The 14,025-nt window shown below is 42.8% G+C and carries 15 protein-coding genes; 7 read left to right on the top strand and 8 right to left on the bottom strand.

From position 1 onward, the window contains the following. Both D6D85_RS09325 and D6D85_RS09320 read left to right on the top strand, forming a co-directional pair. A partial coding sequence (locus D6D85_RS09325) for a methyltransferase family protein (protein WP_133308308.1) occupies window positions 1–305 on the top strand: 305 nt, incomplete at its 5' end. Between the two features lie 109 nt (window positions 306–414). Beyond that, on the top strand, window positions 415–657 hold the full coding sequence (locus tag D6D85_RS09320; RefSeq protein WP_125671782.1) for a DUF2283 domain-containing protein: 243 nt from the start codon (window positions 415–417) through the stop codon (window positions 655–657). Between the two features lie 114 nt (window positions 658–771). Here the strand turns inward: D6D85_RS09320 and D6D85_RS09315 are convergent, their stop codons facing one another. The 3 genes from D6D85_RS09315 to D6D85_RS09305 all read right to left on the bottom strand — a co-directional run bounded on the left by D6D85_RS09315 (window position 772) and on the right by D6D85_RS09305 (window position 2,038). Next, on the bottom strand, window positions 772–1,200 hold the full coding sequence (locus tag D6D85_RS09315) for a CBS domain-containing protein (RefSeq protein ID WP_125671781.1): 429 nt from the start codon (window positions 1,198–1,200) through the stop codon (window positions 772–774). Window positions 1,201–1,352: 152 nt separating this feature from the next. After that, window positions 1,353–1,805 carry a type II toxin-antitoxin system VapC family toxin gene (locus D6D85_RS09310; RefSeq protein WP_125671780.1) on the bottom strand — a complete coding sequence of 151 codons (453 nt, stop codon included), beginning with the start codon at window positions 1,803–1,805 and terminating at the stop codon, window positions 1,353–1,355. Continuing rightward, window positions 1,802–2,038 carry an AbrB/MazE/SpoVT family DNA-binding domain-containing protein gene (locus D6D85_RS09305; RefSeq protein ID WP_125671779.1) on the bottom strand — a complete coding sequence of 79 codons (237 nt, stop codon included), beginning with the start codon at window positions 2,036–2,038 and terminating at the stop codon, window positions 1,802–1,804. Before D6D85_RS09305 ends, D6D85_RS09310 begins: the two co-directional genes overlap by 4 nt. A 417-nt stretch (window positions 2,039–2,455) precedes the next feature. Between D6D85_RS09305 and D6D85_RS09300 the strand changes: the two genes are divergently transcribed. Then, on the top strand, window positions 2,456–2,911 hold the full coding sequence (locus tag D6D85_RS09300) for a hypothetical protein (RefSeq protein ID WP_125671778.1): 456 nt from the start codon (window positions 2,456–2,458) through the stop codon (window positions 2,909–2,911). A gap of 33 nt (window positions 2,912–2,944) precedes the next feature. Here the strand turns inward: D6D85_RS09300 and D6D85_RS09295 are convergent, their stop codons facing one another. The 4 genes from D6D85_RS09295 to D6D85_RS09280 form a co-directional block, all read right to left on the bottom strand. Further along, on the bottom strand, window positions 2,945–4,639 hold the full coding sequence (locus tag D6D85_RS09295; RefSeq protein WP_125671777.1) for a hypothetical protein: 1,695 nt from the start codon (window positions 4,637–4,639) through the stop codon (window positions 2,945–2,947). A 49-nt stretch (window positions 4,640–4,688) separates the two neighbouring features. Next, entirely contained in the window at window positions 4,689–5,633 is a 945-nt protein-coding gene (locus tag D6D85_RS09290) for a glycosyltransferase family 2 protein (RefSeq protein ID WP_125671776.1), read from the bottom strand. Continuing rightward, window positions 5,634–6,647 carry a glycosyltransferase family 2 protein gene (locus D6D85_RS09285; protein ID WP_125671775.1) on the bottom strand — a complete coding sequence of 338 codons (1,014 nt, stop codon included), beginning with the start codon at window positions 6,645–6,647 and terminating at the stop codon, window positions 5,634–5,636. A gap of 197 nt (window positions 6,648–6,844) precedes the next feature. Then, complete coding sequence (locus D6D85_RS09280; RefSeq protein ID WP_125671774.1) at window positions 6,845–7,780, bottom strand: hypothetical protein; 936 nt, start codon at window positions 7,778–7,780, stop codon at window positions 6,845–6,847. A gap of 112 nt (window positions 7,781–7,892) precedes the next feature. Between D6D85_RS09280 and D6D85_RS09275 the strand changes: the two genes are divergently transcribed. Beyond that, window positions 7,893–12,026 (top strand): DEAD/DEAH box helicase, encoded by a 4,134-nt coding sequence (locus D6D85_RS09275; protein ID WP_125671773.1) that lies wholly within the window; start codon window positions 7,893–7,895, stop codon window positions 12,024–12,026. Window positions 12,027–12,133: 107 nt separating this feature from the next. Here the strand turns inward: D6D85_RS09275 and D6D85_RS09270 are convergent, their stop codons facing one another. Continuing rightward, window positions 12,134–12,337: a hypothetical protein gene (locus tag D6D85_RS09270; protein ID WP_125671772.1), complete on the bottom strand. Its 204-nt coding sequence runs from the start codon at window positions 12,335–12,337 to the stop codon at window positions 12,134–12,136. 119 nt (window positions 12,338–12,456) lie between these two features. Here D6D85_RS09270 and D6D85_RS09265 point away from each other — a divergent pair, with 119 nt between their 5' ends. The 3 genes from D6D85_RS09265 to D6D85_RS09255 all read left to right on the top strand — a co-directional run. Then, entirely contained in the window at window positions 12,457–12,864 is a 408-nt protein-coding gene (locus tag D6D85_RS09265; RefSeq protein WP_125671771.1) for a DUF3782 domain-containing protein, read from the top strand. Then, complete coding sequence (locus D6D85_RS09260; protein ID WP_125671770.1) at window positions 12,798–13,166, top strand: hypothetical protein; 369 nt, start codon at window positions 12,798–12,800, stop codon at window positions 13,164–13,166. The genes D6D85_RS09265 and D6D85_RS09260 overlap by 67 nt, the downstream gene beginning before the upstream one ends. Window positions 13,167–13,217: 51 nt before the next feature. Further along, window positions 13,218–14,025 (top strand): SDR family NAD(P)-dependent oxidoreductase (locus D6D85_RS09255; protein WP_125671769.1); only part of this gene is annotated, 808 nt, incomplete at its 3' end.

The raw sequence follows: 14,025 nt of genomic DNA, 5'->3' as shown, positions 1-14,025 counted from the left end.
TTTTCCTCATCATTCTGTCCTTGAGAAGGATATACAGGTTTCTCATGTTCAAGGAGGAGAAGAAGCTTGTGAAGGATGGAGTTTATGGTTTAGTGAGGCATCCCCTCTATCTAGGGGATTCAATATGGCCGATAGGCTGGAGCCTCATCTGGACGAAGCTCTGTTCCCTCATTTTAACGCCCATTTGGTTTTTATTCTACATAATAACCACTTTTTATGAGGAGAGAAGGCTTGAGGAGGAGTTCGGTGATGAATACAGGGAGTACAAGAAAAGAGTGAGGAGGATAATCCCTCTAGTTTATTGAACCGATTTCCGCCTGCTGATTGCTCTTCAGCAACTTTATGTATAAAAGGTATTTTCTGCATGGGGTCTTTTAGAGGAAAGTTTATTAATTGGTGTAAAACGGTCAAGAGATGGATTTAATCATAAGGTATGACCCGGAGGCAGATGTGCTTGTGATTAAGCTCAAGGAGGGATCTCTTGTGGATGAGGAGCTCCTTGACAACGATGTTATCCTAGGCTATGACAGCGAGGGAAATATAGTATCGATGGAGATACTTGATGCCTCGAGAAAAGGGCTTATGAACGCCCTTTTTGAGCTGGCTAAATCTAGAAAGGAGGAGACAAGGTTCCTTCTTTCCAAGATCGATGGCTGAAGTACAGGCTTGCTGAAATAACTTCTATTGAAAGCATCATAACGGCCTACAAGGCTGCTGTTACCATGATAGAATTGGAATATACTCATCCTTGAGGAGTTATTAATCAGTTTATCATTTAAGCCTCTCTATTACCTCCCTCTTTTCAGGATATCCCAGCATCTTGAGAAACCAGTAAATCAGATCCCTCTCAGTAACTATGCCTACAAGCTTTCCGTTTTTCACAACAGGTAGCCTCCTTATCCTTTTTTCATACATCATAACATATGCCTTTGTCACAGCTGTATCAGGAGTACATGTGACAACAGGGCTGCTCATCAAAGAGCTGAGAGGGAAGTCAAGTGCCTCCTTCCCGTGAATTGCTATGAACCTCACTATGTCCCTCTCCGTCACTATGCCTACAGGTTTTTCATCTTCCGTCACGACTATGCAGCCTATGTTCTCCCTCCTCATCAGATCGGCTGCCTCCATTATGGAAGAAGTGGGTCTGAGCGTTATAACAGGCTTTTTCATCACGCTTTCAACTGTAAGCTCCTTGCTCATACTGCGTTTTGCAGGAAGGAAGAATAAAAACTTTTATGCAAGGGCTTGTTTAAAGCTCTAAATTTTTCAGATTTAATTGATTTTAAGTTTTCACTGATAAATTAGAATAACGACAAGAACGAAATATAAAAATTCAAATTTCCTTGTTAATTTCAATATAATGATTCTATCTTTCTGAGATCTATCACATTTACTTCAATAGATTCAGAGTTGTTAATTATGTATCTATCGCTCGTAATCAAAGGTATGCCGTAATGCTTTGATGTGGCTACGTGAAAGGAGTCAAAATAATGAAGTTTTCTGGATCCACCATGCCTTCTGTAGAGCTCGAGAGCCTGCAATGCTATCTCAAGATTGATGGGAAGGACCTTGTGTGGTATCTTGGACACATCCCTCAAGACATTGATTACATCGCTCAGGGAGAGACCGCTTCCTCTGAGAGCAGATATTATGTCATCGTAAAGTTCAGATGAAACATAGGCAATGAGATCACCTCTTGCTATAGCCCTGACCAGATTTCTGCTCGGTTCATAAAGCTCATCTTCCTGAAACAGATAAGAGATAAATACATCTGAGTCAAGAAGAGCTCTTTTTGATGCATTCAAATTCCCCTCTCCCTTCTGAGGAGCTCTTCCTCAGCCTCCTCTATCTCCTCCATTTTCTTCCTAATCAGGTCTCTGTACTTTCCTCCAAGTTCCTCAACTCTCTTATCAACAGGCTCCAAGATTATAGCTCCATCTTCATTGATCTTGGCGATAAAGATCCTGTTTTTGCTTCTCTTTCTCAATTCTTTGGGGATGAGCACCCTGCCTTTATCATCCATCCGGACTATGGACATCTTTCCCACCTCCCACTGTACCACTTATATCTTTTTAAGTTTTTCTTTTGTCTCAAGTTGACGACTCCTTGTTCATTAGTTCCCGGACATCTCTTTGCAGTAGGCTACAATCCTGTGAAAAGCTTCTCAACTATTAAATTTTTACCCTCTTCGATATATGGAGTTCTCAAAATCCTGAGGAACCAGTGAACTGCCAGTGCGGCCTCACAATCGGAGCTTCATTGCTACCTTTTCATTATTATTTCAAGAACGAAAAATGCTAATAAGCGTTATCACAGGCTTCTGCAGAAGAATAATATTTCAAACTGCAACCTGTAGTTCTAAATTTTCGATGATATTCCCTGTAGAGATGAAATATTTCACGATAGCTTTATATATCAGTTTGTTCCCTGTATTACTGGCTGAGGGGGTGATATGATGAGGGCAGGAATATCCAGGGTAGTTGTCGAGATAATAATACTTGTGATAGCAGTAGCCCTAGCACTGCTGATATTCTCCCCGATATCAGGATACATATTCGGTTCGCTGGGAAGGACTGCAACCGTTGGAGGAGCATCTCAGATACAGATATTGAACGCAAACTTGTCTTCTGGTAATAATTATTGGATAATAGATGTGAAGAATCTTGGGCCTGGAACACCCACCTTTAGTAGCAGTCCTAAGGACGATTTTAAAGTATTTGTAGATGGAAGTGAGTGCACAATATCTAATGACGTCATAGGTGCCTCTGCTAACCAGCCTTGGACTAGGGACTTTACTGTAACACTGGAATGCAGCAGTAGTATTACTGATAGAACCAAGCAGCACAACATAGTTGTATATGGGCCAGGAGGGACTCAGGCACAGTATCTCTACTATCCGCCTCCAAGCTGATTTCCCTTTTCTTTCCCCTTTCTTTTTTATTATTTAACCGCTCGAATTTCCCTGAAGCTCCACAAGCTGTGGAAGAAGACACTTTCTGAACACAATAACCCTCCTTATGGTTATATCTGGGCATTTAACAATTAGAGGATCCTCATTAAGTATTTTACAGACAGCCCCATACGCTGTTGTCACTGCTATGACATCTGTTTCATTTAGGTAAAGTATGGCAGCTGTATTGTTCAGATATATGCCCTCCACCCTGCTTTGATTCCCCTTTGGCAGGTATTCTATGAAATCTGCGGAATTTGATGACGAAATAACCCTGATGCACGGATCCCTTTCCACAAGAATTTTCTCCAGCTGAGTTTTTCTCGTTATTATAAACTTGGATCCATCGAGAAGAAGGTCCTCAAGAGCCCCTGTCCTCTCAACAGAGCATCCAAAGACGCTTGGGAATGCGGATAATCCATAGGAGGATATGTTCATATTATACTCATTGCACACCCTGTGGACAAATGGAATTGCATCCTGATATGGAGTGTTTCCCCTGATAGGCGGGAATGCCAAAATGAGAAAAACAAGGACAGCAGGCGATAAAAACCTACTTATCTTCATGCTGATGATATTTATCCTCTCTATCAAGCATGTGGCTGTCATACTTAAAGGAAATGGGAGGAGAAGAAGAAACCTCCAGCAGAGGGAGGGGCTTCCTGCTGCAAATATTATGACGACAATAAATATGAAGAGAGCGTATAAGGACAGGTATTTTCTCCTTTTCTCCCACGAGCTTCTCGCTAGAAGGCCTGCAATTCCAAGGGAGAAGGACGCCCCGAAGAAATACCATATATCCAGGGGAATCTCCTCTACAACAGCCAGTTTCACGCCAATAGGGACATCTTCCACGACTTTTGAGGCATATAAGTGGACTCTGTTCACTGAAAGGGGAAGAACAAGCCAGAAAAAGCTTGGAATTAAGTATAATATTTTCCTTGATCTCCTGACCAGGTAGACTATACAGGCATATGCAATGAACATCCAGGAAAGGGTGTTCGATAGGGGAAGGAGGAATAAGATTGCAGAAGCTGGCGGCATTTTGTCTCGAATTAGAAGATATGCACCGAGGAGGATGAGAGGATCTAGAACGAGATTGGAGTAGGTCCCTATTTCAAAGAGATGAATTAGAGAGGGGCACATCAAGAGGTAGAAGATTGAGGCAATTACAGGGTTAAGGTCAAGTTCCCTCGCTATCATGTAAATTAAGGCGCCTTCCGATGGAATTAGAAGGGCTAAAACTGCTCTATACCAGAGATACCATTCTCCTCCTAATTTGTAGCATGTCCCTCCGATCATGTGCACCAGAGGAGGATAATCTAGGGGAAGGGAGCCTGTACTAGCGTAAAGCTTCGATCTCATTAAATGAATAGGCTCGTCCTGATTCATCCAGCTGGCCACATAAGGTTCTTTATACAAATTTATTACAATGACTATAGCGTATATAGTAAACATTAGTATCAGAAATTTCTCTACTTTAATATTAATTCTTCTGATCATTCGAGCCATTACCAGCAGAAAGAAAAGCTCCAGCAAGACAAATACCTCGATGTTGATTACAGGAGAAACAGCTGCAAGAAAGATAGCTCCAGCAAGAGGAGCTAGGCATATGGATTTTGTAATATCCTTTGTCAGCGCTAGAGAAATGGAGATCCCTGCCGTAATCTGTAGAATCACTGGAAGCATACCACGAGTTTAAGCTAAGAGCTAAAAACTTAATCAGCTTTTAAAGGTGCTAAGTCATAATAATACCTGATAGCAATCCGCTGAGATAAGCTCTCATTTTCTCCCTTTTTTCACTCTCAAAAAGAGAAATTTTAATTAGAGTACCCAGAATCCATTTTAACATGAAAATTTTCACACAAGAAGGTATTTCAATGGATTTTAGAAGGAAAGTGATGTTCCTTCCTCTCTCAAAATACCTCTCCTTGGAATAATTGCTGATCAAGACCAGTTTAGAACTTGCAACTTCAACAAGTCTTGTGAGATCCATTTTCTGTAATCTAAGATACCTCCGCTTATATACCCTAGGGCCTAGCCTTGGTTTTCCTCCTACATGATAAACCACGCTCCTAGGAACTCTGATTATTCTCCATCCTCTTGATCTCACCCTAATGGAAAATTCCCAGTCAGCTACCTCATTTCTCAATTTTGGAGAGGGAACTCCGACGAAATCTACTAGCTTGTCTGGTAACAACATCCCAGAGAAATTTGATAGTAGGATCTCATGAGGTTTATTTAAGTCCGGTCTCCTCCATGTGAACACCCCGCAGGAAAAATCAGGCATATCATATACGCTATTGAGAAGAGGACAGACTAAAATCGGCGTCAATATTGCTTTTCCCACAAGAGGAAAGAGTAAAAGCTCTTCAAGAGCTTTCCTAGATGGAAGATCGTCTTGATCAAGCAACCATATGAGTTTATATCCTTTAGAAACAGCTAAGATAATGCCCTTAGCATAACTTCCCGAGGCACCCATGTTGAAGCCATTTCTCACGAGAGTGACGTTAGGAAAGCGACGTTTTATGTACTCATATGTATTGTCCTTAGAGAAATCATCCACGCATATTATCTCCCCTGGAACTCTGCTCTGTCTAAGTAGAGCAGAGATGCACCTATCCACGATGCCAACACCATTATAGACAGGAATAACGACAGCTACATCGTCTGCCGAAACCATCTAATCCCTCCCTCTGTGGATATATCTTCTCAAGGCCATTCTCAGGACAAGGCCCGTAGGGCTCATTCTACAGAGAATTTTTCTGTCGTTCACGCAGACCCTCCTTCTGACATTATGCCTTTTCTCTATTAGTAGTTTTGTGCGTTTCAATATTCTAAATAGAGCTTTAACAGTGGAATAAATGTAAAGTGGATCTTCTTTAAGGACAGACAGAATAAGGGATGCACTGATATGAATAAGAAAACATAAAGATGTTGCAAACACAATAAGATGGGCGGGAAGGCACTTTGTCATCGTCCAGATTATGCTGTATACCCTCCATTCCATTCTTTTAGGAGAAATACCTCTCTCCAGTATTCCATAGTGAAAGAAAACTGCTTTTGGGCATAACTTCAGTTCAAACCCTCTGAGCATAACCCTCCATGAGAGATCTAGATCATCTGCACCCATAAAAATGTCTGGATCAGCTCCTCCTACCTCCAAGTAGACTTTTAATGGAATTAAAAAGCAGGCTCCTGAAATGTAAAAGAAGTTTTTTGCTGTAACGGAGTAATTTGGACATGTTATGCCCGATAGGGACATTAAATTCCCCGCTGAGTCTATTCTTCCATTTGTTCCCATTATTAGGGGTTGTACCATCCCTACACGCCCATTTTTCATATAGCAGGTTAAAATTCTCTCTATGGAGCCTCTCCCGAAATATCCATCAGCATTGCAGACCAAAAGAAGCAGATCATCTGGAATGTCTCTTTTTTGCAGGCTCTCAACAGCTATATTCAGACCCTTGCTGTATCCTACGTTCTTTTTTAGAGAAATAATTTCTATATTCATGGAACTTTTCGCGGAAATCTCATTTAACAAGCGAACAGTGCCGTCTCTTGACCCTGAATCAACGAATACCCAGACTAAGGGCTTTATTGAGGATTCTTCAACGCTTTTAATCAACCTCTCAATGTATTTCGAGGAGTTGTAGGTGACTGTGATCATAGCAAGCTTGTTGTATGCCTGTGGCATCAAATTGAATTTCAAATTCAGCTTAAAAAGCCAAAATGACAAAGCTATTAAAATTATTATGTAATAAGTATGTCAATGGAAAGTAGTTCCTTGAGTTCTGAGAATCTAGATTTCCGAAACTGTTACCATATTTTCAGTAAAATTCTCTATAAGGAATTGGAGCTCAAATATAGTCACTGGAAAATAGAACAAAGAAATTACCGCCAATTTACATTGACCAATGAGAACAGCACTGCTCCTATGCCGAACAGGCTGTGAAAGAGAACAGCCTTCCAGAATATCCTTATCTCTGAGGATCCTTTTCCTATCCACAGGGACCACAACGCCTCCAAGCCCTTTGTCCTTATCACTCCGCTATCATCCACATAGCCAACTGTCCATGTAAACCTGTTCCTCAGCCTTATGAGGAAGTTTATCAGGTATGGGGCTGTGGCAATTATTCCTGCAGTCTTTATCGTTCCTATCACGATGGATGAAGCCAGAACAGCTCCCATCAAATACGTCCCTGAGTTTCCCGGAAATATCCTAGAAGGATATCTGTTCCAGAGAAGGAATGCAGCTAAAGCTCCGGATAAAGCCGCAAGCTCCATCGCAGAATCCCAGCTTTTATACAGAATGGAGCATATCATCAGGAAGAATGAGGTGACAAGCCCGCATCCCGCCTCAATTCCATTGAAACCTGCGTATATGTTGACAGCATTCATCAAATAACAGAATCCAATGGGAACAAGAACCCAGAACAACACCCCAAGATCCAGCTCCCCCAATGCATATATCACAGTGCTGCCAACCCTGAAAGAGACTATTGGCAGGCCTGCCATTGCAGACAGAAGCACCAGACTCCTCTTGTTGAGCCTGAATAGGTCATCAACAAGCCCTATAAGTCCACCCAAAGTGCCAGAAAGGGCAGCTGCAAGCCCTGCCTTTGGATCCATTCCATAAAAACCTGTGGCTGTTATTCCCACCAGAAAGCCTATCAGAATGCTTATTCCACCCAGATATGGAACCATGGTTCCCGGTTTATGCAAATCCTCGCTTAAAAAACCAAGCTCTCTGCATCTCCTTATGACAACCGGAGTGATGAGAGCAACTGTCAGGAAGCTGAGAACTGCAGCTGTTGGGATGCCAAGCATCTAATGCTAAGTAGATCAAACTTTTTAAACTTTCTTGCACGCATGAGCATCTGCCAGCAGTTTAGCTGACCCTGCATGTCAACTTTTTAAAGATCCCTCTCTCGGCCCCTCGATGGTAGCAGCTGTTTTGCTTATCCTCGCACTAGTGGCCCTGATTCTCTACTACAGAAGGAGGATTAATGACAAGCTGGAGAATGCGATTAAGTATAAGGACGTGGGGAGAGTTTTTGCGCTGCTGTCCGGCTCAAGGCTGAGGATTCTGTTCATGAACAAAAGCTTGATAGCAACAGGCATGGATCTTCTCTTCTTCAGAGGAGAGTTCGATAAATTCCTTGTTTTAGCCAAGCGGCTGAGGATCACAGACGAAAAGATCTACTTTCTTCAGGAAAGTGATGTCCTCGGGCTGGACATAGAGACTGAGATAGAGTACGACAAAAAGCCCAGGGAAATAGGCTTAGTAGCTTTGAGAAGCAGTGATTGGAGGGAGCTTGCCAAGCTTAACATAGATAAGCCTGAGAAGATCTTCGAGATGTATGGCTCCATCCCACAGGCCTTTCTCTCAAAATTGATCAGAAGATTCAAAGTTTTGGTAGGTCACAATATATATTTATTTGATGCAGATATTCTGAGAGCTTGGGGAGTTAATTTTGATAATGTAAAATTCATAGATACATATACCTTGGCATTGATCTCCCTTCCTGAGGCAATCAGCCACTCGCTTGAGAGCCTTTCCTCCCTATTTAACGTGGATTACATCCCTCACAGAGCAGATGAAGATGCCCATGCGTCGTTGATGATGCTTCCCAAGCTAGTTCACATAGCCAGAAGAAAGGGGATATTAGCTGAAATAAAGGCAACACCTTTTGAGCCCCTCTTAGGTTTGGGGGAAGTGGAAATACCGGAAATTGCAGTAGATTTTCTTCCATCTAGGACAAGAGGTTCCAAGCAGGGGGAGATAGTGGTCACAATAGATGCCTCGGGTTTCTCGGATGCTTGGTATCCAAAGAGAATAGATACCTCGCTCATCGAGAAACCTGAGGAGCTCTCTTCTCTTCAGAGGCTCGCCTTAACAATAGCAAAGTCATTTACAGCAGCTGGAGAAAGTGACCCTGAAAGGTTGAGAGCGCTGGAGATGCCATATGAGGATCTGAAGAAGGCCTTGGCATCAATAGTGGACAGGACAGTGAGGGATAATCAGGTGAGATCTGGGGGTTTTGTAGTTGAGTATAAGTACCTGAAGGACCTCCTCGAAAGGCTTAAGGAGAGAACAGAATCAAAAATCGTGTTCAGAGGAGCTTATCTCCTGAGAGCTTATTATCAGGATTATGTGAGCTTGTTGAAACATGCATCCAGCATCTTCAGCAGGGTGGAACTGGAAACTCCCTTTGAGCTTATTACTGGCAATAACATAGAATATAGAAAACCCGAAACAACAAAGATATTTTATCTCATCAAAAATGGACTGGATAAGAGTTCCCGTCACTCTAACCTTTTCGGAGGCCTGCTTGCTTCAGTTGTTCAGAGAGGAAGAAACCTTGTGTTGGTATCCAACGGTGCTGAGGAAATTATTTCCAAGGAGGTGTCCTACTACATCAGGGCAAGGGTTGATGTACATCACTTGGATAAAGACCAGATTGCCAGAGCCCTCGAGAAAGTAAGCAGATTTGCCTCCATCGGGTACAACATCGTGCTCTATTCAACTAGAACCTTCAGCCACAAAAGGGGATTCAGCAACACAGAGATAGCGTTCAAGTCGTTGCTTGAGGTTCTGCGCCTATCTGGAAAAACATGCATTATTATAAATACTGATACAGAGCTCATGAGATGGCTTGATCTGAGCGATTTTACTGAAGAAGTGGAGATAAAACCACTTGAACTGCCCATTAGGACTTCATATGCTGTTTTTCCCTCTCTAAAGGAGGTTATGGCTGAGCTGGAGGAAATTGTTAATGATGTTTGGGGTTTCTCACTTCGTCCATATCAAAGAAGGCTGGCAGCCCGTCTGCTAATGCCCTACACATATGATGGACGTCTGCTGGACAGGCCATTTTCAATAGTTCTTCTGCCAACAGGATCCGGAAAATCACTTATATTCCAGTCGGTTGCGCTCCTTCTGAGAAGGAAAATTGGAGGAACTACTGTTGTGATATCCCCCTTGTTAGCTCTAATAGAGGATCATCTCAACAGCTTGCTGACGAGAGGGGTGAGAGTATGTGCCATCACAAGCATGGCACACGACAGGCTGAATGAGTACATAAGGGGATTGGCTAGAGGAAGATACGACATAGTATACATGACCCCTGAGCAGCTTGAGAAGGAGGAGGTGAGGAGATGCCTCGAGAAGGCTGACATAAACTACCTTGTGATCGATGAAATTCACACGCTGTACAAATGGGGCAGGACTTTCAGGCCAAGCTATGAGTATCTAGCACAGTACATCAAGAGGAGCAGGGAGGAGGGCCTTTGGCTGCCCTTAGCAGGCTTTACTGCAACTCTGCCGAGTAAAGGATTGGAAGAAGTGATTCGAGTCCTCACAGGAAACGAGGAGTTCAGCCTTGAGGAGATCGATTTCGACTCCGATTTTACTCCATCAAAGCTTGACATGGAACAGGTTAAGGTGTTTAAGGGCCCAGTGATAAGAGAAAATATAATCATAGATGTTGTAAAAGTGCCCAGTGATCAGGAAAGACTAAATAATCTGCTCAGCATAGTAAAAGAGCTGTCTGAATGGGCTGATAGTTTCTCAGGCAATTCCCCATGGCTCGGCATTGTTTATACTGGATTCGTGAGATCAACTAGAGAGCATGAAAATGCATCCAGCATAGCTGAGTTCCTCTCGGAAAATCTTGGGAGGAGTGTTATTTATTTTCACGGCCAGATGAGCGATTCCGAGAAGAAGAATGTCCTCAGCAGGATATATGCGGTTAGCAGAGGCGAGGCCAAGGAGCCTAGGATAGTGGTTGCTACAAAGGCCTTCGGTCTTGGCGTGGATATCCCAAATGTCAGATGGGTCGTCCACTACATGATGCCCGAGAGCATAGAGGACTACTATCAGGAGATAGGAAGAGGAGGAAGAGACGGTAAGATCTGCAAAGCTATCATGCTTTACTCTCCGGAATATGATTATAAGCGCAGACTTATGCTCATAAAGAGGACACTTCTCAAGCCAACACTTGTAGCTGGAGTGTATTCAATGATAGCCCGCGCAGAGGAGGGAGCAGCTATTCCAATGATGCTTTTAGTGCCTGTTCTTGCAGGAAAGTACAGGATGAGCAAGCTGATGAGCTCCCTCAGGTCACAAGGGCGCTTACCTGAGGTAGCTGAAAATGCTGTTGAGAGGGCTCTGAATACGTTATCTAATCTTGATATTCTCAACTATGATATAATACGTGAGAAATTCGTGCTGGTTGACAGAAGGAAATTCAAGAAACCTGTGTATCCCGTTAATGAAACCATGGGCCTAGCAGGCAGCAATGCTCAGGCAGAGCCCATCGCCAATCTGTATCTGGATGAAAGAGGAGATGTTGTGATAGGCGAGCGTCGCAGACATGGGTGTGTTCCAGTGACAAATATCTTCACGCAGGCGATAAAAGTGAACTCAATAAAAAGAGTTCCGCTTGAGGAGGTAGCTGACTTTGTCTCTGATGATCAGTTTCACGCCCTCTTCTCCCTTTACCTGATGAACGAGTTCTCCTCGCTTCTGCTGGATGCACCGGAGGAAGAGAGGGACTCCATTGCAAAAAGAAAGATAATAGAGTACCTCTCAAGCTCAATAGAGGACCTTTACAGGAACAGGGTCAGGGAGATGAGAAAACAGGTGATAGATGATCATATAAAAATGATGAAATACTATGATTATTTAATAGAAAATGAGTCTATATACTATAAAACTTGGTATATAGATAAGGAATATCTTTGTGAACTTTTATCATTTGTAACATTACTTTATACGATAGAGAGAGGAGTTCCTCCAATAAAGGTGACTCTTATAGTGCCTTATGGCTACAGAAGCATAGTTCTCGGAAAGCTAAAGGAGAAGATGAAGAAGTATGGTCTTCCTCTGATGGAGCCAACTGTCATAAATATAAAAAGGGAGGACGCTAAGCACTTAAAGGAGGAAACATTGAGGAAAAAGGTAGCAGGAGCTGAGGTTGTGTTCCTTCTAGCTACACATCCAACGCTACGCAGAGTTGCTAGCCTGCTGGAAGGACAGGTTTTCAGGATTTATGTTGCGAAGAAATATTAAGGCTTGAATATCGCAAACAGTTCTCTTCATCTTCTGTTTTTGCTCATTCCTTGTCTTTTCTGTGAATAAGCCTGAGTAGTCTCTCATGTTGTTTTAACATATCCAAGCTAGATTTTCCCCTCTCTTCTCAGCTCCTGCTCGAATTCATCCCAGCTCCTTATCCTACCCTTTCTGATATCCATCAACCCTTTTCTTATCTCCTTTAGCTCCCTTGGATCGCTGAGGATATCTACAGTTTCAACAAGGGCTTCCATAAGCGCTCTCAGGTCTTTTATCTCTTTATATATTGTTTCCAGCGTTATCTTAGCCACATGCAGAATAACACAGGTAGTATAAACTTCTATCTCTATATTTATGAATACTAGCCCTTTCGATTTTGTTCCCTATTAATAAGGTTTATTACTTCCACACCTATCAGAGGGATGGGAGAATGACAACCAAGAAGGAGTTCCTCAGACTTCTGGAGGAGGACAATGAGTTCAGGTTAGCAGTTGCTGGTTTTCTGGGCTACGGTGAGATACTTAAAAGCCTCGAAAAGCACGATAGGAAGTTTGTCATGATACTAAAGCGCCTCAGGGAACATGATAAGAAGTTCACTGAGGTTCTCACTAGGTTAGAAGAACATGACAGGAAGTTTACTGAAGTGCTCACTAGACTAGAGGAACATGATAAGAAGTTCTCAGAAATACTGAATGAGATAAAGCAGTTGAGGGAGGACTTCAAGAGGCTAAGTATGAGAGTGGAGGTCACAATTGAGAGCATGGGGAGGAGATGGGGCGAGGATCTCGAGAGGATGGTGCTCGAGATATTCAAGGAGGCTCTGGAGAAAGGGGAATAGAGCCAAGGAAAGTTGAAAAGATGAGATTTGTCGATGAGGATGGGAAAATAACCGGCATCAGTGGAAGAATAATCGATATAAATTCTATAAAAGATGAGAAATTATATTTAATTGAGGTAAAGTCAAGAGCTGAGCTAGATCATGTCGAAGCCCTTCCCATAAAAGTAGGAGCGATGGAGAAATTCCTCAAGAGGAAGGTGGATAAAATCATTTTAGTTGCCGTGAATGTGGACAGAGAGGCATACAACAGAGCCATTGATCTCGGAATAGATGTTATATGCGGAAATGTGATTGATTTTTGAATTGCCAACAGCAAACAAGTTCTTTAAATTTAGGCAGCTCATCACAGGAAGATGGAGTCCATGAAAATCCTGGTGACAGGAGGGGCTGGCTTCATAGGATCCCATCTTGTAAAAGCCCTTGTTGAAGCCGGATATTCAGTCAGGGTTCTGGATAACCTCTCCACAGGGTCCTTGGAGAACCTGAGAGGACTTTCTCTAGACTTTGTAAAAGGGGATGTGAGGAATTATGACGAGGTCGAAGAAGCTGTCAAGGGCATGGAAGCAGTGGTGCATCTTGCAGCCCTTATAGATGTCTCGGAATCCGTTGAGAAACCTCTTGACTACCTAGAGGTTAATGTAAAGGGGACGTTGAACGTGGCAAGAGCCTCCAGAAATGTTGACACTGTCGTATTCTCATCATCATGTGCTGTCTACGGGGAGCCCGAAAAACTTCCGATTGATGAGGATCACAGGATAAACCCCAAATCGCCATATGCTGCATCAAAGGCCGGAGGGGAGGCATATATAATCAGCTATGCAAATCTCTACGGATACAGACCTGTTATCCTCAGGTTTTTCAATGTTTATGGGCCAAAGCAGTCAAGGGCATATTCAGGAGTGATAACGGAGTTCATCAAAAGGGCGGCAAGAGGAGATCCTCTCATAATATATGGGGATGGAGAGCAGACGAGGGACTTTATTCATGTAAGAGATGCAGTTGATGCAGTTATGAGATCCCTGAAAAGCAATGCAAGTGGGATATACAACATCGGAAGCGGAAAGGCTACGAAGATAAGTGAGCTGGCTTATTTGGTTCTAAAAACAATGAATATAAATGCTTTGCCTGTTTATATGCCCCCGAGGCCCGGGGATATAAGGA

The organism is Candidatus Methanodesulfokora washburnensis (assembly GCF_003947435.1).
Classification (GTDB): domain Archaea; phylum Korarchaeota; class Korarchaeia; order Korarchaeales; family Korarchaeaceae; genus Methanodesulfokora; species Methanodesulfokora washburnensis.
Note: the sequence above shows the minus strand (reverse complement) of the source record. Positions and strands in the feature narration are given on the sequence as shown.